We start from the raw sequence: 20,662 nt of genomic DNA, 5'->3' as shown, positions 1-20,662 counted from the left end.
TTACGCATCCGATGGCGAAGTCTTCGTCACAGTGCAACCGGGACCTGGTCGGCGGCGGTTGCGGGCCGCGGGCGGCGCAGTGGTCACTGGGGCAGCTTACGGGTGTCGATCAGTTGCTGGGCGACGTCCCTCAGTTTGGTGTTCGTGTGCTGGGAGTAGCGCTTGAGGATCTCGAACGCGCGTGCCTCGTCCAGGCCGAAGCGTTCCATCAGGATGCCCATCGCCTGGCCGACCAGCTTGCGGGCGTCGACCGCCGCGGTCATCGACTCGCCGTCGCGCGCCGAGGCGACCGCCACCGAGGCGTGCCGGGCCAGGATGTGTGCGATCGCCTCGTCGTCGGCGTCGAACGCGTGCGGGCTCCCGTTGTACAGGCTCAGCACGCCGAGCATCTGGTCACCGGACCACATCGGGACGTGCAGCACCGAGCCCACGCCGTACGACGTGAGGCGCTCGCGCCAGGCGGGCCAGCGGGTCTCGGCCGCGATGTCGTCGACGTGCACGGTGGTGCCCCCGGTGAGCGCGACGATCAGCGGACCCTCGCCCGCGTCGAGCTGCTCCTGGTAGATCTTGGTCACCAGCGGGTCGGTGACCGCGCCGATCTCCCAGCCGCCGGGGGCGGACAGCACCACCCCGGCGTACGTGCAGGCCTCGGCCTGGAGGGCGAACTGGACGACGGCGTCGACCGTCTCGTCGAGGCCCTCGGCGTCGTGCAACTCGATCGCCAGCTGGGCGAACACCGTGGCCACGACGGGCTCGGGGCCCTCGTGCTCCAGCGCCTGCTGCAACTGCTGCTTCTCAACCGCCGAGGCCGAGTCCCGCTCCGTCATGTGCATATGATGCCCGGCCGTTCCCACGGTTGCACATAACTCCCCGATGATGCCCTGCCGGTCGCCCAGGCCGGCGGTCGTCGCGAGCTGTTTCCACCGGGCGGCCGCGGGTACCCGGGCGTGGTACGGGTGCTCTCGAGACAAGGACGGATTCGATGGGTGACTACGAAGCCTCGACCGTGGTGGACGTCGCACCGAACGTGCTGTTCGACTACCTGTCCGACGTCGAGCGGCTGCCGGAGTACCTGCCGCAGATGACCGAGGCGCACCGCCTCGACGAGCCGTCCCGGGAGTCCCAGGGCGCGGAGGCCCGCCGGCCCGGCGAACCCGTGCACGAGCGGGTCGAGGTGGCCGCCGTGGTCGACCAGCACGAGGAGCGCAGCGAGGCGATGCTCGACATCGTCGAGGAGGACCGGAAGATCCGCTGGTCCGCTCCCGGCCCGCACGAGTACCACGGCGAGCTCGAGGTCGGCTTCATCGCCGACGGCACGGCGCAGCTGACGGTCCGGCTGCACACCGAGAACGCCGAGGGCCCGTCCATCGACGAGGCTCTGCAGCGGACCTTGAGCGGGATCAAGGCGACCGTCGAGCAGCCGGAGCGGCAACCTCGCGAGTAACCTCCGTGCGTGGAGAAGCCGCAGAGCACGCTGAACTCGTTGGTGACGAACGGCGCGTCCGGAGTGCTGCTGCACCGGCGTTCGCCCGAGGGCGACTGGATCGGTGTGAGCGGGGTGGGGGAGCGGTCGTCGCGTTCGCCCGTCGACCCGGAGAGCTGGTTCCGGGCGGGCAGCATCACGAAGACGTTCACGGCGGTCGTCGTACTGCAGCTGGTGGGTGAGGGCCGGTTGCGGCTCGACGAGGCGGTGACGGCCCAGCTGCCGAACGTGCCTGCGGACATCACGCTGCGACAGCTGCTCAACCACACCAGCCGGCTGTACAACTACACCGACGACCTGCCGGACGTGGCCGGGCTCCTGCGGATCCGGTACGACCACTGGGATCCGGCCGAGACGCTCGCGGCCGTCGTCGGGAAGCCGCGGGTGCAGGCCGACTGGTCCTACTCGAACACCAACTACATCGCGCTCGGCCTGTTGATCGAGGCCGTCACCGGCCGCCCGTACGCCGACGAGGTGCGGGCCCGCATCCTCGAACCGCTCGGGCTGACCCGGACCCAGGTGCCGGGGGACGCGGTGGACCTGCCGGATCCGCACTTGCATGCCTATCTGGAGTCCGGCGGTGAGCTGGTCGACTGCGCTCGGATGAACCCGTCCCAGGCGTGGGCGGCCGGGCAGGTGGTGTCGACGGCGGACGACCTGAACCGGTTCTACGCGGCCGTTCTGGGCGGGGAGCTGCTCGGTGCGGACGAGCTCGCCGAGATGCTCACCGTCGTGCCGAGCGGTGACGGTACGGCGTACGGGCTCGGGATCGAGCAGCGGACTCTGTCCGGCGGCCTGGTCCTGTGGGGGCACACCGGCGGGATCTTCGGCTATTTCACCGTGAGCTACCACTCGGCGGACCTGTCCCACCAGGTCACGCTTGCCCACGCAGGCGGGACCGGCGACGAGCCCGAGACGGGAACGCTGCTCGCCGAGCTGCTCGGGTCAGCGGGCTGAGGCGACGGCCAGCAGGAACCAGCCGGTGTGGGGGATCCACTGCTCGGCCCAGCGCCAGCTGTCGCCCTCGGGCGCGTCGTCGGGCAGGAAGGCGATGTCGTTCTCGTCGGTCCAGCCCGAGGTGATGCCGTTGACGATGCCGCCGGGCAGGTTCGGGAAGTCCGACGAGTAGTCGGCGTTGTTGCGGCCGCGGCCGTGCAGCATCGAGGTGTCGAACGGGTTGCGGCCGGTGATCCAGGCGAGCTGGTCGTCGGCGAAGGCCCTCAGCTCACGGGTGTTGCCGCCGAGTTGTGCACAGGCGTTGGCAGCGGCGGCGAGGGAGGCGATCGCGGCGTTCTCGCCCTGCCACCAGTAGCCGGTTTCGTTGGCGTGCGGGAAGAAGAAGGCCTCCCGCGGTACGCCGTCCGACGGCTGGACGAGCGTGCGCGGATAACCGAAGGGATTGGGAACGGACGCCGTGCGCTCGAGGACGTCGTGCATGGCCTGGACGGCGGTCCGGCGGGCGGGCTCGGCTTCCGGGGTGTCCGGCAGGATCTCGGCGAAGCGGAGCAGGGCGAGGATCGGCAGGCCGGGTTCGGCCGCGTGGAAGAACGGCCGGCCGAGCTCGTCGGCGCGGAACCAGCCGGGAGTCTCGCCTACATAGCGCTGGGTGAGGGAGGCGGCTCGGCGGCGGGCGGCCTCTAGTGGGCCGCCGGTTTCGCCGGCGGCGACGAGTTCGGTCGCGGCGAGCAGGGCTGTGTAGTCGTCGACGATCGACTCGGTGCCGTCGAACAGGTACTCCAGGTTGTGCTGCTCCAGATGCTCGAAGCCTTCGCGCGCGGCGGTCAGGTATTCGGCGCGGCTGTGGTCGCCGTCGTCGTCGAGGGTGGAGGCGCGAGCGAGCGCCGCGATCGCCGGCCCACCACCGTGCCGGTACGCCGCCTGGTAGCGGCTGGTGCGGACGCAGTCCTGCAGCGGCGCGGTGATCACACGCTCGTCCAGCCGCTTCGTGAGCGCGTCGAAGATGCCCGTGTAGAAGTATCCCTCGGGCGATCGGAAGCGGAGCAGGAAGTCCGCGCCCCAGAGCGCTTCGTCCCGAAGGCGCGCGCCGAGCACCTTGGTCAGCGCCGCGCCGAGTTGGTCCCGCGCCGCCATCATCGCCCACGCGCAGAGCGGGATCTGCTGTGGGCTCATCGTCGACGTGTAGGTCAAGTGCGACAGGAACTTGCTCGTGTCGCCACTCGCGTCGAGCCAGCCGCCGCGCGCGTCGACCGTCGTACCGGAGTCGTCGCCCCACAAGCGGGCCGCGCGGTCCTTGCGGTCGATCTCACCGCTGGACCGCATCGCCTTGAAGTAGGCCAGGACGTCGGACATCGTCTGCCGCTGCAGTCGCTCGGGCGCGATCACGAACGGCTCGGACACCAGTTCCTGTTCGCCGGCGACGACGCGGACGGAGTACGTCCCCGGCTCCAGTACGTCGGGCAGCGGGATGCGCGAGTAAGGTCCGCCGGTCCAGCCCGGCACTCGCTCGACCGGGCCGGGGGTCAGCTTCATCCGGTGGGGGCCGACCAGCTCCGCGACCAGGGGGCCGTCGGGCACGACCGCGATCACCGCCTTCGCGGCGCCGGCGCCGTAGCCGAGATGAGGGACCAGGATTCCCGGGCGGTTCTCGTCCCTCGCGCGCATCACTGTCCTTTCAGCGGGCAACTCGACCCATTGTCCGCCGGATCCGGTCCAGGTGCGGCGCGCACATTGAGTGTTCAACTACTGTGGTGGGTAGTGGCGACCAGGGAGTTGGGGACATGGCGATCTTTCGGCTGAATCACGCGGTGCTGTACGTCGGGGACCTGGAGCGCAGCGTCGGGTTCTACCGCGACGTGCTCGGGTTCGGCTACACCGAGGTCGGGGACTCCTTTCGGGGCGGCGCGTTCCTGCGGGCCCCGGGGTCGGCCAACGACCACGACCTCGGGCTGTTCGAGATCGGCGCGCAGGCCGGGCCATCACTCGCGGGCCGGGCGACGGTCGGGCTCTACCACCTCGCTTGGGAGGTCGACACGCTCGGCGACCTCGCCGACCTGGAGCAGAAGCTGAGTGCGGCCGGTGCGCTGGTCGGCAAGTCGGACCACGGGACGACGAAGTCGCTGTACGGCAAGGACCCCGACGGGCTGGAGTTCGAGATCGTTTGGCTGATTCCAGCCGATCTGCTGACCGACGCCGACCGGGCGAAGGTCGGAGTGGCCCCGCTCGACCTGCCGGCCGAGCTAGCGAAGTACGGGCGTGACGCGCGCAGCGGGGTCGGGATCTCCCGCTAGAGCCTTCAGCCGGCGGGTGGTTGTTCGGCGAGCGCGGTCAGGTCGCGTTCGGCGTACTGGCGATGCTCCCATTCCTCGATGAGCACGATGTCCAGACATTCGCGCAGCGGGAAATCCTCGAGCACGGGCCAGCCGGGCGCGGTCTGCGTCACCGTCGAGGCCAGTTGGGCGTCGGTGAGGCCGGCGATCACCTCGCGGACCATCGCCTGGCGTTCGGCGCGGACGGCCAGGACCTCGTCGAGGGACGGGCGGGCCTCGCGGTCCCACGGGATGCCGGGCCAGCCGGGCGCTTCGTCCCACGGCAGGTCGAGCGGATGCCACGGCGACGGATCGCCGAGGATCGCCCGGGCGACCCAGGCGTCACTGGCGAAACAGAGGTGTCGCAGCGTCTGGACGAACGACCACTCCTCGCCGACGCTGCGGTGCAGGTCGGCCTCGGGAAACGTCCGGGCGCGAGCGACCGTGCCGTCCCACAGGCGCTCCAGGATCGACCACGCCTCGCGGAACCCGTCGGCGTTCTCGGGCCGCATCTTCGCGCGTTCGGGCATCCGGCGGTTGAGCTCGGCGTCGATCAGCGGCGCGATGTCGACGCCGTTCACGGTGACGTTGCGCAGTTCACCGGTGATCTCCACGTCACACAACTCCAGGCCGTACAGCTTGCCGCGGTACAGGCTGCCACCACGGACCTGTACGTCGCTGATCGCCACCCCGCGCAGCCGCGCGTCGCTCAGTCGCAACTCGTCCATACCGTCACCCTAAAACCGCTCCAGGACATTCCGCTTCCGCGAGCCGAGTCACATGATGAGCAGATGGACGAGCGCGAGCAGAACAGGGCGATGTGGAGCGCGGGCAGCTGGGACGCGGTGGCCACGCTGATCGCGGGCGTCGGTCCGAAGCTGCTGGACGAGGTCGGGGTCGGTCCGTCGGACGAGGTGCTGGACGTCGCGACCGGTTCGGGCAGCTCGATCGCGATCCCGGCGGCGCAGCGCGGGGCGACGGTGGTCGGCTGCGACCTGGCGCCGCAGCACTTCGTGGCCGGGCGGCGCCGCGCGGCCGAGGCGGGCGTCGAGATCGAGTGGGTCGAGGCCGACGCGGCGGAGCTGCCGTTCGACGACGACCGGTTCGACCGGGTGTTCTCGACGTTCGGGCACATGTTCGCGCCGGACCACGCCAAGGCCGGCGCGGAACTGGCCCGGGTGTGCCGGCCCGGCGGCACGATCGCGGTGACCGCCTGGCTGCCGACCGGGTACGCCGGCCGAATGTTCGAGGTGGTCGGCCGGCATCTCCCGGTGCCCGCCTCCAGCGGCCCGCGGCCGGTCGCGTGGGGCGAACCCGAGCACGTCCGGGAGATGATCCCTGGCGTGGACTTCACCTTCCACACCGACGAGGTGGTGCTGACCGCGCCGTCGGTCGAGCAGTTCGCCGACTTCTACGCCGAGAACTTCGGCCCGCTGGTGACGGCCCGGCAGGCGCTCGGTCCGGACTGGCCGGCCCTGCGCGACGCCATCATTGCCTTCGACAACGAGTGGAACACGGCCACCGACGGCTCGCTGAGCGTGTCGGCCGAGTATCTCGTCTCGATCGGCAGGGTCCCCGCCGCCGGATAGGCCGGGGAGTTTCCGCGCCGCAAGGGTGGAGGGCTCCTCTACTCTGGGACGACTCGGCAGCACGGCCTGAAGGAGTTGGTGAGCGGTGGATCTCCAGCTGAAGGGCCTGCGGGCTCTGGTCACCGGTGGGACGAAGGGCATCGGGCGGGCGGTCGTCGAAGGGCTGACCGCCGAAGGCGCCTCGGTCGCCTTCTGCGCGCGCACCGAGAGCGACGTCGCCGCCGCTGTCGAACAGCTGCGCGGCCGCGGCGCGACAGTCACTGGTACGGCGCTCGACATCGGCGACGGCCCGGCGCTGACCCGCTGGGTGACCGACAGCGCCGCCGAGCTCGGCGGGATCGACATCGTGGTGGCCAACGTCAGCGCGCTCGCGATCGGCGTCGAGGGCGAGGAGCCCTGGAAGCAGAGCTTCGAGGTCGACCTGATGGGCACGGTCCGGATGGTCGAGGCGGCGATGCCGTTCCTCGGCCAGAGCCGGGCGCCGTCGATCGTCACCGTGTCGAGCGTGTCGGCCCGCGAGATCGACTTCGCCGCCGGCCCGTACGGGACCTTCAAGGCCGCGATCGTGCACTACACCCAGGGGCTGGCCTTCCAGCTGGCCGGCCGGGGAATCCGCGCGAACACGGTCTCGCCGGGCAACACCTACTTTCCGGGCGGCGTCTGGGAGTCGGTCGAAAGCGGCAACCCGCAGCTGTTCGCCGACTCCCTCGCGCTCAACCCGACCGGCCGGATGGCCCGCCCGGAGGAGATCGCGAACGGCGTCGTGTTCCTGGCCAGTCCCGCCGCCAGCTTCGTCAGCGGGACCAACCTGGTCATCGACGGTGCGCTGACCCGCGGAGTCCAGTACTGAGCCGGGCTCAGGCCTTCGGGACGACGACGTTGCCGTTGTTGCTCGCGGCCACGAACTTCAGGTGCGGAGCCCGGGCCAGCTTGTCCAACCAGTAGTCCATCAACAGGTTGCCCTGGCCACCCTGGTACGAGCTGCACCGGATCCGCGGGATCGCCATCGGGTCGAAGCTCTTGCTGTACGGCGACGGGCAGGGCCCGGCGCCGACCAGCAGCACCCCCTCGTTCTTGTACGCCGTACTGCCGCGTCCGCCGGCGGCCAGGATGCGCCGGTCGCGCGGGTGCACGCCGAGCGGCAGTGCGATCGTCCGCGCGGACGCGGCCGGGACGGCGGCGGAGATCATCGCGGCCAGGCGCCCGATCTCGCTCTCGGCCTCGGCGGTGCCGAGCTGGCGCAGGTTCGGGTGGTCCCAGGTGTGGTTGCCCAGCTCGCAGCCGAGGTCGTTCAGGTACTTCAGCGCCCGGCCGACTTCACTGGCCGGCAAGCCGAACGGCGACTTGTTGAGGTAGAACGACCCGACCGCCGGGAAGTCGGGGTGGCGCGCCTGGAAAGCGAGCATGATGCCGACCGCGGTGTCCGGCACGACCCGCCCGGCGGCGTCCAGCGCGAACTGGCCGGGCGTGCTGTCGTCGAAGGTGAGCACGACCGGCGTCTTGCCCACCGGCACGGCGGACAAGTCGCGGCGGACCAGGTCGATGGTGCGGATCGGGAAGTAGTTCTCCCGGTAGAGGCGTTCCAGCTCGGCCCGGAAGAACGCCGGCGTCATGTCGTACTCACCGCTGACCGAGGTCGCCATCCGGTGGTGCATCAGGACCGGGACCACACCGAGCTCGCTGGGCGCGGGCGGCCGGCTGCTGACCGGTTTGGCCTTCGGGGTGCTGGCCGGGCTCGTCGTCGGCTGCGAGTCGGCCGCGACCACCGGGGACGCGTCCGGCACCCGCGTGTCGTTGCAGCCGGCAACGACCGTGGTGGCGGCGAGACCGAGGAACGCGCGGCGGGGCAGAGTGCTCATTCGTAGATCACCAGCTCGGGACGGGGGCGCAGGGCAAGGACCTGGGCCGGGGTCATCAGCGGGCCGTGCCGGGTGTCCTCGACGTAGAACAGCTTGAACGCCGTGTGCACGCCCTTGGGCAGCTTGGTCACCAGCCCGCGGTACGTCGCCTCCTTGGCGCCGCGGGTGCCGATGCCGTCGACGGACTTGACCAGCGCGACTCCCGGGTGCGGGCGCAGCGTGGCCTCGTTCGCGACGATGCGGCTGGTCAGCTGGTGGAAGACGAACAGCTTCTCCGGCAGCTGGTACTTGATGGTGAGCGCGGACAGGTAGGCCCCGATCTCGTTGAGCTCGGCGCCCGACGTACGGCCGAAGACCTGGCCCGGGACCTGGCCGGGACCGACCTCCCATTCCGGGTCGAGCGCCAGTCCGACGTCCGGTTGCCGCAGCCACGGTTCGAGCCGGCGGACCTCGTCGATCGGCTTGGCCTGCCCGGGCTGCACGTCGAGCATCAGCAGCATCTTGTACTTGCGCGCGACCGCCAGGTAGCGGTCGATCTCGCTCGGTTCGATCCGGCTGCGGTATTTGCCGTCGCGGCCGGGCGCGCCCTGGGCGGTGACGGAGATCAGCTCCATCACCGGGAGGATCTTGCGGCCGCCCCGGTAGGACGTGCCCATCTTCTCCAGGCGGCGCGCGCGCTCGTCCAGATTGCTGTCCAGTGGCCCGAGTGCCGGTGCTCCCGGCGCGCCGACGAACGCGACCAGCTGATGGTCGGGGAACAGTCGTCGCCCGCCCCGCGGCAGCTCCGCCGGTGGTTTCGGTTTCGGCTTCGGTACGGCGGGTGCGCTCGGGTTCGCCTGCTGCTGGGCAGGGCGATCGGCGCTGACCGCGGCGGTGTCGGCCTCGACATCACTGCAGCCGACGGCCAGGCAGACCAGGAGCGCGAGCGGAACAAAACGGCGAGAGTTCACGACAAGCCCCGATTCGATCGGTGGCGACGGGCGACGTCCCTGTACCCAGTTGCAGACTATCCGTGCACATCCGGCTGCGGTAAGTAACCACGCCGGGGGAGTGGTTCGTACTTGGCCCTGACCTGGATCGCCCGGACAGCGCATGCTGGGGGTGCGGAGGATCTCCCGACCGAAGGAAACGACGATGAGACCACTGATCGTGTTCTGCACTGTCACCGCGGACGGCTTCATGGCCGGTCCGGACAACGACCTCGACTTCGCGATCGACGATCCGGAGCTGGAGCAGGCGCTCAACGGCGAGCTGATGCAGGTGGCGGACACGATCGTGGTCGGGCGCAAGTCGTTCCCGGAGATGGCGGCGTACTGGATGGCCGCGGAGGGGGAGTTGGCGGACTGGATGAACGGCACGCCGAAGTTCGTGCTGACCAGCGACGACGAGTACGACGTGGGGGCGTGGGACAACGCGTCGACCGCGGCAGGGGACGGGGTCGAGTTGGTGCGGGAACTCAAAGAAGCTGACGGGAAGAGCATCGTCGTCTTCGGTGGAGTGGAGACGGTGCGGGCGCTGGTGGCCGCCGGGCTGGTCGACGAGTACTGGCTCAAGGTGCACCCGGTGGTGGTCGGGCGGGGGCGGTCGATGTTCTTCGACCTGCCGGAGCGAACCACGCTGGCATTGCGCAGTGTGCGGTCGTTCCCCAGTGGCAGCCTGGGGGTCGTCTACACGGCGTGACGCGTGTCGATTGACAGTCGATAGGAACGCGGTGATAGTCGAGCCGTGCAGATGATGGATCGGGTGGTCGTGCCACTCAGGGTGTTTCTGGTGCTGCTGTTCGCCGGGCTGGTGTTCGCGCAGGTGGTCAGCCTGCCCGGGCAGTTCGCGCAGCTGCGGGGCGAGGGGGCGGATCTGCGCTGGCCGCTGACCGTGTTCTCGATCCTGGAGGTGGTCTGCGTCCAGGTGGTGATCGTCTGCATCTGGCGGCTGCTGACGCTGGTGAAGGTGGACCGGATCTTCAGCGAGAAGGCCTTCGCGTGGGTCAACGTGATCCTCTACGCGATGGCGGCCGGCTGGGTGCTGCTGCTCGGCATGACGATCTACCTGTCGGTGCGCGCCGACGACCCGGGCCTGCCGATCCTGCTGATCGGCCTCGTGCTGGCCGGCGGAGTGGTGCTGCTGCTGATGGTGGTGATGCGAGCTTTGTTGCGTCAGGCCACCACGTTGCGCACCGACATGGAAGCGGTGATCTGATGCCGATCGTGGTCCGCATCGACGTCGAGCTGGCCAAGCGCAAGATGGGCGTCGGCGAGTTCGCCGAGCGGGTCGGCCTGACGCCGGCCAACGTCGCGGTGCTCAAGAACGGCCGCGCCAAGGCCGTCCGGTTCAGCACTCTCGAGGCGATGTGCCGCGTCCTGGAATGCCAGCCCGGCGACCTGCTGGAGTGGGTCGAGGACTGAGACGGGAAATTTCACCGGCCGATGTCGAGCAGGCGGTACGCCGTCCGACGCAGTGGTGAAAGGCAGACCTCGACGAAAGGCTGGACCGATGTCCTTCCAGGCGTACCTCGACACGATCGAAGACAAGACCGGAATGACCCCGCGGGCGCTGCTGGAGGTCGCGCGGGAGCGTGGCTTCGAGGGTCCGGAGACCAAGATCGCGCCGTTAGCGGCGTGGTTGAAGGACGACTACGGCGTGGGGCGCGGGCACGCGATGGCGCTGCTGCACGTGATCAAGAACGGCGCGGGGATCAGCGGCAAACACGTCGGCAGCCCCGGGACGCACCGCGACGCGAGCGCCACCTTGTGGCTCGACGGCAAGGCCACCAACCCGAATTCCTGACCCTGAAGTTAGGGTAGGCTAACCACCGTTTGCTGAACCGGTGAGGAGTTCGGGTGATGCGGTTTCGGGTGGTCGCGGTGGCGGCGGCGCTGGTCCTGGCGCTGGGCTCCTGTGGCAGCGGCGACGACAGGGGCGTGGCCGCGGCTCCGGCCGGTGACGGGTTCCCGGTGACGGTGGACCATCTGTTCGGATCGACCACGATCAAGGCGAAGCCGGAGCGCATCGTCGCGATCGGGGGCGGCGACATGGAGAGCGCGATCGCGATCGGCGCGGTGCCGGTCGCGGGCGCGGACTGGTTCGGGTACACCGAGCTGCGCAGCTGGGTGAAGGACGGCCTCGGCGACCGGCCGGCCCCGACGCTGATCCAGTCGTTCGAGCCGAAGTTCGAACAGATCGCGGCGCTGAAGCCGGACCTGATCCTGTACGTGAACTCGATCAACGACAAGAAGGAGTACGAGACCTTCAGTGGCATCGCCCCGACCGTCGCGGCGCCGGCCGGGACCAAGAACGTGTACGGCGTCGCGTGGCAGCAGCAGGTCTCCACGATCGCGAAGGCGACCGGCCGGGTCGCCGACGGCGAGAAGGTGATCGCCGACACCGAGGCGCTGCTGAGTGCCACCGCGAAGGCGAATCCGGTCTTCGCCGGCAAGACGATCACCGCCGGGGTGTTCAGCAGCGACGCGTTCTCGGCCTGGCTGCCGTCGGACCCGCGGATGCGCCTGCTCACCTCGCTGGGCTTCCGGACCAACCCGCAGATCGATGCCCTGGACAACGGTGACTTCTACGTCAAGCTGTCCACCGAGCAGCTGGAGAAGCTGAACGCCGACCTGATCCTGCTCGCCGCCCAGGACCAGAACGGCAAGGTCGACCCCGGCGTGACCGGTAACGCCGTCTTCAACAACCTGACGACGGTCAAGGCCGGCCACGTCGCGTACTTCGGCGGTGCGCCGGTGATCAACTCCAACTCCGCCAGCGGCCAGTTCTCCAGCGCCTTCTCGATCGGCGGCCCGCTCGGCATCAAGTACATCACCGGCAAGATCGGCCCGTTGCTGACCAAGGCGCTGGCCGCGAGCTGAGACCCCGGCTAGCTGGTGACCCGCTGGGCCGCCTTGTCGAAGAGGCGGTCCGGGATCAGCCGCCGGATCTTCGGTACGACGACCGCCGCGGCGCCGATCGGGTAGCGGGTCCGGGGATGGGCCGAGGTGAGCGCGTGCTCGATGGTCTCGGCGACCTTGTGCGGGCTCGCGCCGTTCTTCGATGCCTTGCGCAGGCTCTCGCGGAACGCGTCGACCCGTTCGGCGTACCGGTCGCTGGCGGGCAGACGGTCCAGGGTCTGGATCGCCTTGGCCCACAGGGGAGTGGACACCGGGCCGGGCTCGACCAGCGAGACCGCGATGCCGTCGGGCGCGAGCTCCTGCCGCCAGGCGTCGGCGATCGCTTCCACGGCGTACTTGGAGGCGTGGTACGCGCCCGCCAGCTGGACGGAGACCAGCCCGCCCATCGACCCGACGAACACGACCCGGCCCGGCGTACCGCGGCGCAGCAGCGGGAGCGCGAGCTGGGTGACCGCGACCGTTCCGACCACGTTGACGTCGAGCTGGTGGCGCAGGCTGTCGATCGGCAGCAGCTCCAGCGGACCGGCGACTCCCTCGCCCGCGACGTTGACGACCGCGTCCAGTCCTTGCTCGCCGAGTGCGGCGTCGACCTCGGCGATCAGCGCGCGGACCGACTCCGCGTTCGTCACGTCGACCTGGTGGACCGACAGTGCGTCCGACGACTGCTTGGCGAGGATCTCGCCGTCGTGGGGATCGTGCACGGCGGCGAAGACACGGTGGCCGGACCGCTCGAGACGGAGTGCGGTGGCGGCGCCGATCCCGCTGCCGGCGCCGGTGAGCAGTACTGCGGACATGTCGTTCCCCTCGCTGGGTGGTGTGCGTTCACCGCCCGGTACCCCGCTGCGGGGTGGGAAACCAGCTAGCGGCGGGGCTTGCCGCGGCGCGGCGCCACGGCCTTCCGCGCGGGCGCGGCTTTCCTCGCCTTCTTCGCGGCGGCCTTCTGGCTGGCCGTCAGTTTCCCCGCCGGCTGCTGGTCGACACGCTGCGACCTGCGCGTGCTGTTGGCCGTGCGACCACGGACGATGCCGATGAACTCCTCCATCAGCTCACTGTGCTGACCCTTGCTCTCCGGCTCCGGCCAGACGAGCAGGACGCTCGATTCGGGAGCGTCGACGAGCGGCCGGTACGTCAGGTCCTTGCGGTGATGCAGGCGCGCCAGCGACTGCGGCACGATCAGCAGGCCGACGCCGGCGGCGACGAGCTCGATCGCGTCGGCGGTGGTCGCGGGCACGATCGTGGCGGCCTCACCCGGCCGGTCGGTCCAGACGAGGGTGTCGTCCCGCGGGTACAGGATGAAGTCGTCGGCCAGGTCGGCGGCGGTGACCTCCTCGGCCGCGGTGACCAGGTGGTCCTTCGGGACGACGACAACCGTCGTCTCGGTGTAGAGCGGGATCGCCATCAGCCCGGTCCGGTCGGCCGGCACCCGAACCAGCCCGGCATCCACCTCACCCGCCCGTACGACGTCCGCGGCCTCCGCGGCGGTGACCGTGACGAGCGTCAACGGGACCTGGGGGAGGCGTTCCTTCCAGATCCGGACCCACTTGGCCGGCGTGACGCCGGGGACGTACGCGAGCCGGAAGGAGGCGGGGGCGTCGGCGTCGGTTGCGGGGTCGGTCACCGGGCCAGGCTATCCGCCGGTGGTCGGGGAGCCGGTCAACCCTCGATACCCTGGCGGTATGACGTCGCAGAAATCCCCTCAGACGATGAAGCCCGCGACTGCGGCGAAGAAGCTCGGTGTGCTGCTCGAATTGACCCCCGCCGAGTTCCAGGAAGGCGTCGTCTCGCGCGACGAGCTCAACGCCCTGCAGGCCGACCCGCCCGAGTGGCTGCGCGAACTTCGCCGTACCGGCCCGCACCCGCGCCCGGTCGTCGCGGCCAAGCTCGGTGTGTCCATCTCCGGACTCGCCCGTGCCGGCGTGATGGACCCGCTGACCACGGACGAGATCGAGGCGCTGAAGGAAGAGTTCCCGGAGTGGCTGCGGCGCGAGCGCAACACCCACGCCGAGGTCCAGCGTGAGGCCGCCGAGCTGAAGGCCGAGAAGGCGGAGAAGGCCGGGCGCACCCAGGCCTGATCCAGCGCGGTCGACGGGCGGGCGGGCCGGGAGGCCCGCCCGCTTCGTGTGTCAGTGCTGCGGGCGATACTGGACCGTGCGGCCGTTGAGCGGCTGGAGCGGGCGGCTGTCGCCGTCGGGGAAGAGGCTCTGGAAGTGCTCCAGCGAGACCGGGAGGATCTCGCGGTGGTGGGCGAGCACCAGCCAGGAGACCGGCTCGGTGTACGGCGCGGTGGTCAGCGAACCGTCGTACCGGTACGTCGAGAGGTCGTGCGGCAGCGCGGCGGCGAGGTCGAGCCGCGGGAGGTGGACGTCCTCGTCGCACTCCATCGGGACTGTGGCCAGCACCTTGTCCTGCAGCGTGCCGCCGTGGCCGCCGGGCGTGATGAACAGCGCGACGACCAGCTTCTCGCCGTTCGGGCCGCTGTGCACGAAGTGCTGCTCGAGCGCGTACTGGTGACCGTTCAGCCGGTGCTCGGAGCGGGTGTGGAAGTGGAAGTTGACCAGGTCGTAGCGGACGCCGCCGACGGTCACCCAGGCGGCGCCGGCCGGGATCTCGGCCAGGATCGTCTCCTCCGCGGTCCGGTTCTCGCAGCCACCGGGCTGGCCGGCGTCGCGGCTTTCGTAGCGGATCGAGAGGTCGATCGAGGTCGGGTAGTGGACGTGCAGCGCCGGCAGCGCCAGGTTGGTCACGGCATGACCGGTGCGGATGTCGATCGGGCTCTGATGGGCGACGTCGAGCTGACTCTGGGCTGCCTCGGCGCTGGTGCCGGCCAGCAGCGAGGGTGACGCCAGGACGGCGGCCGCCGCGGGAACACCGAACAACAGGGCGCGACGGGACACGGGCAAGGACACGGGAACTCCGGATTCGGGCGGGAAGACGGCCCGGTCCTCTGCCGGGCCCTTTCGGAGTATGCGCCCGGTTGCGTGACGTGGTCGCACAGGTTGCGAAAAGATGCCGACTTGGGCCGAACAGGCCGCTGGTTGGTGCGAGCTGTGGTCGGGGCAGGATAGGGACATGACTTCTCCGACGTCTCCCGCGAGCAGCTCGTACCAGCCGGACGCCGAGGTGGTGGAGCTGTGCAGTGAGCTGATCCGCATCGACACCACGAACTACGGCAACGGGAAGAGCAACGGCGAGCGGGGCGCGGCCGAATACGTCGCGGCGAAGCTCGACGAGGTCGGGATCGAGTCGACGATCTACGAGTCCGCGCCGGGGCGCGCGACGCTGGTGGCGCACTGGGAGGGCGAGGACTCCTCGGCCGATCCGTTGCTGGTGCACGGGCACCTGGACGTCGTACCGGCGGATCCGAAGGACTGGAAGGTCGATCCGTTCGCGGGGGAGATCTTCGACGGGTGCGTGTGGGGCCGGGGTGCGGTCGACATGAAGGACTTCGACGCGATGGTGCTGTCGGTGGTCCGGGCGCGGCAGCGGGCCGGGGTGAAGCCGCGGCGGCCGGTGCGGCTGGTGTTCACCGCTGACGAGGAGGCCGGCGGCCTGTACGGCGCGCAGTGGCTGATCAACAACCACCCGGACACCGTCGCGGACTGCACCGAGGGCATCGGTGAGGTCGGTGGGTTCTCGATCACCGTGCAGGACGACCTGCGGCTGTACCTGATCGAGACGGCCGAGAAGGGCATGAACTGGATGCGGCTGAAGGCCCGCGGCACGGCCGGCCACGGGTCGATGGTGAACGAGGACAACGCGGTGACCGAGCTGGCCCGGGCGGTGACCCGGATCGGCGAGCACGAGTGGCCGCTGCGGCTGACCCCGACCGTGCGGGAGTTCCTGAAGACGCTGGAGGACCTGCTCGGCACCGAGCTGGACCCCGAGGACCGCACCGGCGTGCTGTCCAAGCTCGGCAGCTTCAGCCGGATGTTCGGCGCGACGATCCGCAACACCGCCAACCCGACCATGCTGAACGCCGGCTACAAGGTGAACGTGATCCCCGGCGACGCCGAGGCGCACATCGACGGCCGCTTCCTGCCCGGCTACGAGGACGAGTTCTTCGCCACCATCGACGAACTGCTCGGTGACAAGGTGCAGCGCGAGACCGTGATCGAGGACATCGCGCTGGAGACCGAGTTCAGCGGCGGCCTGGTCGAGGCGATGAAGGCCTGCCTGGCCGCCGAGGACCCCCACAGCCGCACGGCCCCGCTGCTGATGTCCGGCGGCACCGACGCCAAGTCGTGGTCCCGCCTCGGCATCCGCTGCTTCGGCTTCGTCCCGCTGCAGCTGCCGCCCGACCTGGACTTCATGGGCATGTTCCACGGCATCGACGAACGCGTCCCGACCGCCTCCCTGGAGTTCGGCTCCCGAGTCCTCGACCGCTTCCTCACCGAGGCCTGAGTACGCCGTACCGCCCTCAGCGGGTGAGGTTGAGGGCGGACCTCAGGCGCGGCAGGAGGGCGGTCAGGGGTGTGGGTGGGGTGCTGCGGGTGACGGCGGACAGGGTGAGGCGGTAGCGGAAGGGGGCCGGGAGCAAGCGTTCGCCGGGGTGGAGTTCGTGGGCGAGGGCGCTGCGGGGGACGAGGGCCAGGTGGTTGCGGCGGCGGGCCATGGCGATCGTGGTGGCGAGGGTGACGCCGCGGCGTGGGGTGGCGCCGAGGGTGAGCAGGCGGGCGCGGAGGTCGTCGGCGCCGCGGTCGTAGGTGGAGAAGGGGATCGGGCGGTCCTTCAAAGGCTGGCGGCCTCGGCTGGGTGGTGCCGCGCCGGCTGGGGCGAAGAGCACGAGTTCGTCGCGGCCGACGGTGCGGGCGACGGCGCCGCGGGGCAGGACCATCTGGTCGGCGATCGCGATGAACGCCGCGTCCATGGTGCCCTCGGCAACTTTGTCGACGAGGGAGTGACCGTGGTCGACCTGTTGCTCGATCTCGAGGTCGGGCAGTTCGGCGTCCAGGACCGGGAACAGGATCGGCGCGAGGCTGGCGAACGTGCCGACGACCAGCCGGGAGCCGGCGGCGGCCGCGCGGGTGGCGTCGTACACGTCCTCGAGGTGGCCGAGGATGTGCTCGGCGCGGCGGGCGAGTTCGTGGCCGGCGGAGGTGGGTCGGGCGCCGCGGGTGTCGCGGTCGAAGAGCTTGACGCCGCAGGCGCGCTCGAGGCGGGCCAGGCGTTGCGAGGCGGACGGCTGGGAGATCCGAAGCTCGCGGGCTGCCGAGCCGACCGAGCCGGTGCGGTGCACGGTGAGCACCAGGCGGAGATCGTCGACCGACGGACTGGGTGATGAGGCCATAGGTTCAGGCTATGGGTGGTGCGCAAGAACCCACGGCTACCTGGATCGCCGGACAGGATCGAGGATCGCAGGTATGGGAGCTCGCCGGGACGCTGTGATGTTGCTGGCGGGTGGTGCGGCCGCCGACTTCGCGTTCCGGATCGCGCAGGTCGCGTTGCCGTTGGTCGTGCTGCACGAGACCGGTTCGGTGGCGGCGACCGGTCTGGCCGGCGGCGCGGCGGGGATTCCGGTGGTGCTCTCGCCGTGGTGGGCGCGAAGGGCACGCCAGTGGGTCGATTCAGGGCCGCGCCTTGCAATGGTCGCCGCGGTGGCGGCTGCAGCGCTGGCGATCGTGCCCGGCGCAGCGGCGTTGGGAGCGCTGAGCCCGGCGTTGCTGATCCTGAGCGGGTTGCTGCTCGGCTGCGCCGACGCGTTGTCGAACCCTGGTCGCTCGGCGCTGCTCGCCGATACCGGCGACCGCTGGGGAGTCGACCGGGCGGTGCTGTTGCTGACCTGGCAGGACGGGCTGCGCCGGGTCGGCATGCTGGTCGGTCCACCGATCGGCGCCGTCGCGGTCGCCACCGGGCTGGCCAACACGTTGCTGTGGATCGAGGCGGCGACGGTACTCGGGGCGGGGGCGCTCGCCGTACGGGTCAAGCCCGAGCGCGCGGGTGCGGCACAGCACGCTGAGCAGACGCCTGGCGCGGAGCCGGCGGGCGACGGCGGACCGGAAGCGCCGTCGATCCGGGCGAGTCTGCGCGGGCGCCCGGACATCCTGTACGGCTGGATCGCGCGTGGGACGGGGTGCCTGACCTGGTTCGCCTTCACGCTCGGCCTCTCGGTGATCGGTGCCGAGCGCGGGCAGCCGGGCGTCTACCTCGCCGCGGGCATGAGCGGGTACGGCGCCGGCGCCCTGCTCGGCACCGTCGTGTCGCTCGCCGTCGTCCGCCGCCTCCCACCGATCCCGGTCGCCGCGCTGGCCTGGACCGCCATGGGCCTGTGCTGGGTCGGCATGGGCGTGTGGACGACACCGGCCGTCGTCGCCGTACTGGGTGCGCTCTCCGGCGTGACGGTGGTGCTCGGCATCGCCGCGATCTCGGTGCTGATCACCAGGACGTCGTACGGCGCCGAGCGGCGAGCGCTGCTGTCAGGGCAGAGCGTCGTGGTCAACGCGAGCAGCTCGGCCGGACTCTTCGTCGGCGGACCGATCATCGCGACCGCCGGCGCCGAGGCGACACTGGTCGGCGCAGGCCTGCTCACCAGCGCCGTCGCCCTCGCAGTCCTCGTACGGCGAGGGGCCAGGACCGCCGAGCCGCGGGTCCTGGTGCAGCAAGACCGCTGATCACAGCTGCTCGAGCAGGTCGTTCTCCTCGATCGCCGCAAGGGACAGCGTGCGATAGCCGACCTCGTCGAAGCGGACGACGATGCGGTCGCCGTCGTACTGCAGCACCTGGCCGGTCCCGAACTCGGCGTGCCGGACCTGCGAGTCGAGCGGGTACGGCGACTCGCCTCGGTCGCGAGCGTGTTTCTGCGCCGTGCCGGTGTCGCAGCAGTCGCAGTTGCCACACGGCTCCGGCAGCTCCTCACCGAAGTACGACAGCAGGAAGTGGCGGCGGCAACCGGTCGTCTCGGCGTAGTCGCGCATGATGTCGAGCCGCGAGCGCTCGACCTGCCGTCGGGTCTCGGCCAGCCGTACGGCCTCGCCGACCGGATCGTCCTCGGAGGAGCCGGGGTGCAGCCGGTTGCGGCGGTCGAAATGGACTGCGCCCACCTGTTCGAGCAGCGAGCAACAGCGGCCGACCAGGCGGGTCGACAGGCCGGTCTGTTGCGCCAGGTCCCGGCGGAGCGGGGGAGCGTCGGCCGCATTGACGGCCGCGAGAACCTGCGCGATCGCCTCCGGATCCGGCGGCGCCGCCGACAGGAAGCGTCGCAGGCCGAGATCGGCCGAGCCGTGGAACAGCACCGCCTCGGCCGGTTCGCCGTCGCGGCCCGCGCGACCGATCTCCTGGTAGTAGGAGTCGAGCGAGTCGGCGACCCCCGCGTGCAGCACGTACCGGACATCGGGTTTGTCGATGCCCATGCCGAACGCCGTCGTCGCGACCACCACGTCGAGCCGGCCGGCCAGGAAGTCTTCGTGCACTCGCGCCCGCTCCGCCTTGCGCAGTCCCGCGTGGTACGCCGCCGCCCGCAAGCGCTCACCGCCGGAAGGCGAGGCGCCGGCACGGTCGCGGGTCTCGGTCGCGCCCGAAGCCGCCCGCCCGTTCAACGCGGCGGCGTACTCTTCCGTCTCGCGCCGAGTCGTCGTGTAGACGATCCCAGTCCCCGCGATCCCGGCGGCGCGCTCGACGACCGCCTCCAGCCGCGCCTTCGCATCCGCCGCGCCAACAGCCTCCAGCGACAGATTCGGCCGGTCGAAGCCCGCGACCACCACCAGCGGGTCGCGCAGCCGCAGCCGGTCGCCGATCTCGGCCCGCACCGGTTGCGACGCGGTCGCGGTCAGCGCGAGCACCGTCGGGCGTCCCAGCTGCTCCGCGACATCGCCGAGCCGCAGGTAGTCCGGCCGGAAGTCGTGACCCCATGACGACACGCAGTGCGCCTCGTCGACGACCAGCAGCGACGGCTTCGCCTCGGCCAGCTGGTCCCGTACGTCGGCCCGCGCCAGTTGCTCGGGCGCCAGGAACACGAACCGCAGCCGGCCGTCAGCCAGTTCGCGGTAGATCGTCTCCCGGTCGCCGGCAGTGACCGTGCTGTTCAGCTCGCGCGCGTGCACACCGTGATCCAGCAATGACGCGACCTGGTCGTGCTGCAGGGAGATCAGCGGACTCACCACGACCGCGGGCCCGTCGAGCAGCAGCGCGGGGACCTGGTAGATCGCGGACTTGCCCGAGCCGGTCGGCATCACCACCAACGTGTCCTGACCGGCGACCACTGCAGTCATCGCCTTCAGCTGCTCCGGGCGCAGCTGCTTCCAGCCGTACTGTTCGGCGGCGGTCCGGCGCAACCGCCGTACCGCGTCGTTCTCGCTCATTCGACCCCCGCATCGCTGTCAGGCGACGGCGGGTACCCAGCGAACCGGGCTCACACACCTGGAGGACGAGGTCAGAGCGTGCGCATCACCTTGATGATCCGGCGGCGGAGCCAGACCCGGCGGGTGCCGTCGGGATAGCGCCGCAGCCGGGCGAGCTCCCAGCCGCCGTACTCGGCGTGCTCGGTGAGCAGCCGGCGGACCGCGCCACGCGATTCTGTCCGGGACACCTCGAACTGCTGCAGTTCGTACTCGGCCATCCGCACCTCCGTCAC

At 70.5% G+C, this 20,662-nt stretch carries 24 protein-coding genes; 13 read left to right on the top strand and 11 right to left on the bottom strand.

What is annotated here, in order from left to right; genetic code table 11:
* Window positions 1-83: 83 nt before the first annotated feature.
* A complete protein-coding gene (locus BWI15_RS10195) occupies window positions 84-827 on the bottom strand; it encodes a GAF and ANTAR domain-containing protein (protein WP_083750747.1) in 744 nt (247 codons plus the stop codon).
* 155 nt (window positions 828-982) lie between these two features.
* Here BWI15_RS10195 and BWI15_RS10190 point away from each other — a divergent pair, with 155 nt between their 5' ends.
* Window positions 983-1,444, top strand: coding sequence for an SRPBCC family protein (locus tag BWI15_RS10190; protein WP_077014092.1), 462 nt, complete (start codon window positions 983-985; stop codon window positions 1,442-1,444).
* A gap of 9 nt (window positions 1,445-1,453) precedes the next feature.
* Window positions 1,454-2,440 carry a serine hydrolase domain-containing protein gene (locus tag BWI15_RS10185; RefSeq protein WP_077014091.1) on the top strand — a complete coding sequence of 329 codons (987 nt, stop codon included), beginning with the start codon at window positions 1,454-1,456 and terminating at the stop codon, window positions 2,438-2,440.
* Here BWI15_RS10185 and BWI15_RS10180 read toward each other — a convergent pair.
* Window positions 2,429-4,105, bottom strand: a complete 1,677-nt coding sequence (locus BWI15_RS10180) for a glycoside hydrolase family 9 protein (RefSeq protein ID WP_077014090.1) — start codon at window positions 4,103-4,105, stop codon at window positions 2,429-2,431. The genes BWI15_RS10185 and BWI15_RS10180 overlap by 12 nt on opposite strands.
* 116 nt (window positions 4,106-4,221) lie before the next feature.
* On the opposite strand from BWI15_RS10180, the gene BWI15_RS10175 reads away from it, so the two are divergent.
* Window positions 4,222-4,731: a VOC family protein gene (locus tag BWI15_RS10175; protein ID WP_077014089.1), complete on the top strand. Its 510-nt coding sequence runs from the start codon at window positions 4,222-4,224 to the stop codon at window positions 4,729-4,731.
* A 5-nt stretch (window positions 4,732-4,736) separates the two neighbouring features.
* On the opposite strand, the gene BWI15_RS10170 is transcribed toward BWI15_RS10175, so the two are convergent.
* On the bottom strand, window positions 4,737-5,477 hold the full coding sequence (locus BWI15_RS10170) for a DinB family protein (protein ID WP_077014088.1): 741 nt from the start codon (window positions 5,475-5,477) through the stop codon (window positions 4,737-4,739).
* Between the two features lie 63 nt (window positions 5,478-5,540).
* On the opposite strand from BWI15_RS10170, the gene BWI15_RS10165 reads away from it, so the two are divergent.
* A complete protein-coding gene (locus tag BWI15_RS10165; protein ID WP_077014087.1) occupies window positions 5,541-6,338 on the top strand; it encodes a class I SAM-dependent methyltransferase in 798 nt (265 codons plus the stop codon).
* An 85-nt stretch (window positions 6,339-6,423) separates the two neighbouring features.
* Window positions 6,424-7,188 carry an SDR family NAD(P)-dependent oxidoreductase gene (locus tag BWI15_RS10160; protein ID WP_077014086.1) on the top strand — a complete coding sequence of 255 codons (765 nt, stop codon included), beginning with the start codon at window positions 6,424-6,426 and terminating at the stop codon, window positions 7,186-7,188.
* Window positions 7,189-7,195: 7 nt separating this feature from the next.
* On the opposite strand, the gene BWI15_RS10155 is transcribed toward BWI15_RS10160, so the two are convergent.
* Both BWI15_RS10155 and BWI15_RS10150 read right to left on the bottom strand, forming a co-directional pair.
* Window positions 7,196-8,197: a polysaccharide deacetylase family protein gene (locus BWI15_RS10155; protein ID WP_077014085.1), complete on the bottom strand. Its 1,002-nt coding sequence runs from the start codon at window positions 8,195-8,197 to the stop codon at window positions 7,196-7,198.
* Complete coding sequence (locus BWI15_RS10150) at window positions 8,194-9,147, bottom strand: hypothetical protein (RefSeq protein WP_077014084.1); 954 nt, start codon at window positions 9,145-9,147, stop codon at window positions 8,194-8,196. Before BWI15_RS10150 ends, BWI15_RS10155 begins: the two co-directional genes overlap by 4 nt.
* A gap of 184 nt (window positions 9,148-9,331) precedes the next feature.
* Between BWI15_RS10150 and BWI15_RS10145 the strand changes: the two genes are divergently transcribed.
* The 5 genes from BWI15_RS10145 to BWI15_RS10125 all read left to right on the top strand — a co-directional run bounded on the left by BWI15_RS10145 (window position 9,332) and on the right by BWI15_RS10125 (window position 12,057).
* Window positions 9,332-9,877, top strand: a complete 546-nt coding sequence (locus BWI15_RS10145; protein WP_077014083.1) for a dihydrofolate reductase family protein — start codon at window positions 9,332-9,334, stop codon at window positions 9,875-9,877.
* Window positions 9,878-9,928: 51 nt separating this feature from the next.
* Entirely contained in the window at window positions 9,929-10,393 is a 465-nt protein-coding gene (locus tag BWI15_RS10140) for a DUF2975 domain-containing protein (RefSeq protein ID WP_077014805.1), read from the top strand.
* On the top strand, window positions 10,393-10,599 hold the full coding sequence (locus BWI15_RS10135) for a helix-turn-helix domain-containing protein (protein WP_077014082.1): 207 nt from the start codon (window positions 10,393-10,395) through the stop codon (window positions 10,597-10,599). Before BWI15_RS10140 ends, BWI15_RS10135 begins: the two co-directional genes overlap by 1 nt.
* An 88-nt stretch (window positions 10,600-10,687) precedes the next feature.
* On the top strand, window positions 10,688-10,981 hold the full coding sequence (locus tag BWI15_RS10130) for a DUF4287 domain-containing protein (RefSeq protein WP_077014081.1): 294 nt from the start codon (window positions 10,688-10,690) through the stop codon (window positions 10,979-10,981).
* Between the two features lie 56 nt (window positions 10,982-11,037).
* Entirely contained in the window at window positions 11,038-12,057 is a 1,020-nt protein-coding gene (locus BWI15_RS10125) for an iron-siderophore ABC transporter substrate-binding protein (protein WP_077014080.1), read from the top strand.
* An 8-nt stretch (window positions 12,058-12,065) separates the two neighbouring features.
* On the opposite strand, the gene BWI15_RS10120 is transcribed toward BWI15_RS10125, so the two are convergent.
* Entirely contained in the window at window positions 12,066-12,890 is an 825-nt protein-coding gene (locus BWI15_RS10120; protein ID WP_077014079.1) for an SDR family oxidoreductase, read from the bottom strand.
* A 65-nt stretch (window positions 12,891-12,955) separates the two neighbouring features.
* Complete coding sequence (locus tag BWI15_RS10115) at window positions 12,956-13,714, bottom strand: LysR family transcriptional regulator substrate-binding protein (protein WP_077014078.1); 759 nt, start codon at window positions 13,712-13,714, stop codon at window positions 12,956-12,958.
* 58 nt (window positions 13,715-13,772) lie between these two features.
* On the opposite strand from BWI15_RS10115, the gene BWI15_RS10110 reads away from it, so the two are divergent.
* Entirely contained in the window at window positions 13,773-14,168 is a 396-nt protein-coding gene (locus BWI15_RS10110; protein ID WP_077014077.1) for a DUF5997 family protein, read from the top strand.
* A 51-nt stretch (window positions 14,169-14,219) separates the two neighbouring features.
* Here the strand turns inward: BWI15_RS10110 and BWI15_RS10105 are convergent, their stop codons facing one another.
* On the bottom strand, window positions 14,220-15,002 hold the full coding sequence (locus tag BWI15_RS10105; protein ID WP_077014076.1) for a carbonic anhydrase family protein: 783 nt from the start codon (window positions 15,000-15,002) through the stop codon (window positions 14,220-14,222).
* Between the two features lie 163 nt (window positions 15,003-15,165).
* Between BWI15_RS10105 and BWI15_RS10100 the strand changes: the two genes are divergently transcribed.
* A complete protein-coding gene (locus BWI15_RS10100) occupies window positions 15,166-16,497 on the top strand; it encodes a M20/M25/M40 family metallo-hydrolase (RefSeq protein WP_077014075.1) in 1,332 nt (443 codons plus the stop codon).
* Window positions 16,498-16,513: 16 nt separating this feature from the next.
* On the opposite strand, the gene BWI15_RS10095 is transcribed toward BWI15_RS10100, so the two are convergent.
* Window positions 16,514-17,383, bottom strand: coding sequence for a LysR family transcriptional regulator (locus tag BWI15_RS10095; protein ID WP_077014074.1), 870 nt, complete (start codon window positions 17,381-17,383; stop codon window positions 16,514-16,516).
* 73 nt (window positions 17,384-17,456) lie between these two features.
* Here BWI15_RS10095 and BWI15_RS10090 point away from each other — a divergent pair, with 73 nt between their 5' ends.
* Window positions 17,457-18,704 carry an MFS transporter gene (locus tag BWI15_RS10090; protein ID WP_077014073.1) on the top strand — a complete coding sequence of 416 codons (1,248 nt, stop codon included), beginning with the start codon at window positions 17,457-17,459 and terminating at the stop codon, window positions 18,702-18,704.
* Here the strand turns inward: BWI15_RS10090 and BWI15_RS10085 are convergent, their stop codons facing one another.
* Together BWI15_RS10085 and BWI15_RS10080 are read right to left on the bottom strand one after the other, a co-directional pair.
* Window positions 18,705-20,390, bottom strand: coding sequence for a RecQ family ATP-dependent DNA helicase (locus BWI15_RS10085; protein ID WP_077014072.1), 1,686 nt, complete (start codon window positions 20,388-20,390; stop codon window positions 18,705-18,707).
* A gap of 71 nt (window positions 20,391-20,461) precedes the next feature.
* Window positions 20,462-20,647, bottom strand: a complete 186-nt coding sequence (locus BWI15_RS10080) for a DUF5703 family protein (RefSeq protein ID WP_077014804.1) — start codon at window positions 20,645-20,647, stop codon at window positions 20,462-20,464.
* Window positions 20,648-20,662 lie beyond the last annotated feature (15 nt).

This window comes from Kribbella sp. ALI-6-A, from assembly GCF_001984195.1.
GTDB lineage: Bacteria > Actinomycetota > Actinomycetes > Propionibacteriales > Kribbellaceae > Kribbella.
Note: the sequence above shows the minus strand (reverse complement) of the source record. Positions and strands in the feature narration are given on the sequence as shown.

Bases quoted from the DNA above. Each gene is read 5' to 3' on its own strand.
- BWI15_RS10190 (WP_077014092.1), top strand. From the start codon at position 983: ATGGGTGACTACGAAGCCTCGACCGTGGTGGACGTCGCACCGAACGTG.
- BWI15_RS10140 (WP_077014805.1), top strand. From the start codon at position 9,929: ATGATGGATCGGGTGGTCGTGCCACTCAGGGTGTTTCTGGTGCTGCTG.
- BWI15_RS10100 (WP_077014075.1), top strand. From the start codon at position 15,166: ATGACTTCTCCGACGTCTCCCGCGAGCAGCTCGTACCAGCCGGACGCC.
- BWI15_RS10080 (WP_077014804.1), bottom strand. From the start codon at position 20,647: ATGGCCGAGTACGAACTGCAGCAGTTCGAGGTGTCCCGGACAGAATCG.
- BWI15_RS10180 (WP_077014090.1), bottom strand. From the start codon at position 4,105: ATGCGCGCGAGGGACGAGAACCGCCCGGGAATCCTGGTCCCTCATCTC.
- BWI15_RS10130 (WP_077014081.1), top strand. From the start codon at position 10,688: ATGTCCTTCCAGGCGTACCTCGACACGATCGAAGACAAGACCGGAATG.
- BWI15_RS10155 (WP_077014085.1), bottom strand. From the start codon at position 8,197: ATGAGCACTCTGCCCCGCCGCGCGTTCCTCGGTCTCGCCGCCACCACG.
- BWI15_RS10120 (WP_077014079.1), bottom strand. From the start codon at position 12,890: ATGTCCGCAGTACTGCTCACCGGCGCCGGCAGCGGGATCGGCGCCGCC.
- BWI15_RS10135 (WP_077014082.1), top strand. From the start codon at position 10,393: ATGCCGATCGTGGTCCGCATCGACGTCGAGCTGGCCAAGCGCAAGATG.
- BWI15_RS10085 (WP_077014072.1), bottom strand. From the start codon at position 20,390: ATGAGCGAGAACGACGCGGTACGGCGGTTGCGCCGGACCGCCGCCGAA.
- BWI15_RS10090 (WP_077014073.1), top strand. From the start codon at position 17,457: ATGGGAGCTCGCCGGGACGCTGTGATGTTGCTGGCGGGTGGTGCGGCC.
- BWI15_RS10175 (WP_077014089.1), top strand. From the start codon at position 4,222: ATGGCGATCTTTCGGCTGAATCACGCGGTGCTGTACGTCGGGGACCTG.
- BWI15_RS10170 (WP_077014088.1), bottom strand. From the start codon at position 5,477: ATGGACGAGTTGCGACTGAGCGACGCGCGGCTGCGCGGGGTGGCGATC.
- BWI15_RS10195 (WP_083750747.1), bottom strand. From the start codon at position 827: ATGACGGAGCGGGACTCGGCCTCGGCGGTTGAGAAGCAGCAGTTGCAG.
- BWI15_RS10165 (WP_077014087.1), top strand. From the start codon at position 5,541: ATGGACGAGCGCGAGCAGAACAGGGCGATGTGGAGCGCGGGCAGCTGG.
- BWI15_RS10110 (WP_077014077.1), top strand. From the start codon at position 13,773: ATGACGTCGCAGAAATCCCCTCAGACGATGAAGCCCGCGACTGCGGCG.
- BWI15_RS10145 (WP_077014083.1), top strand. From the start codon at position 9,332: ATGAGACCACTGATCGTGTTCTGCACTGTCACCGCGGACGGCTTCATG.
- BWI15_RS10095 (WP_077014074.1), bottom strand. From the start codon at position 17,383: ATGGCCTCATCACCCAGTCCGTCGGTCGACGATCTCCGCCTGGTGCTC.
- BWI15_RS10125 (WP_077014080.1), top strand. From the start codon at position 11,038: ATGCGGTTTCGGGTGGTCGCGGTGGCGGCGGCGCTGGTCCTGGCGCTG.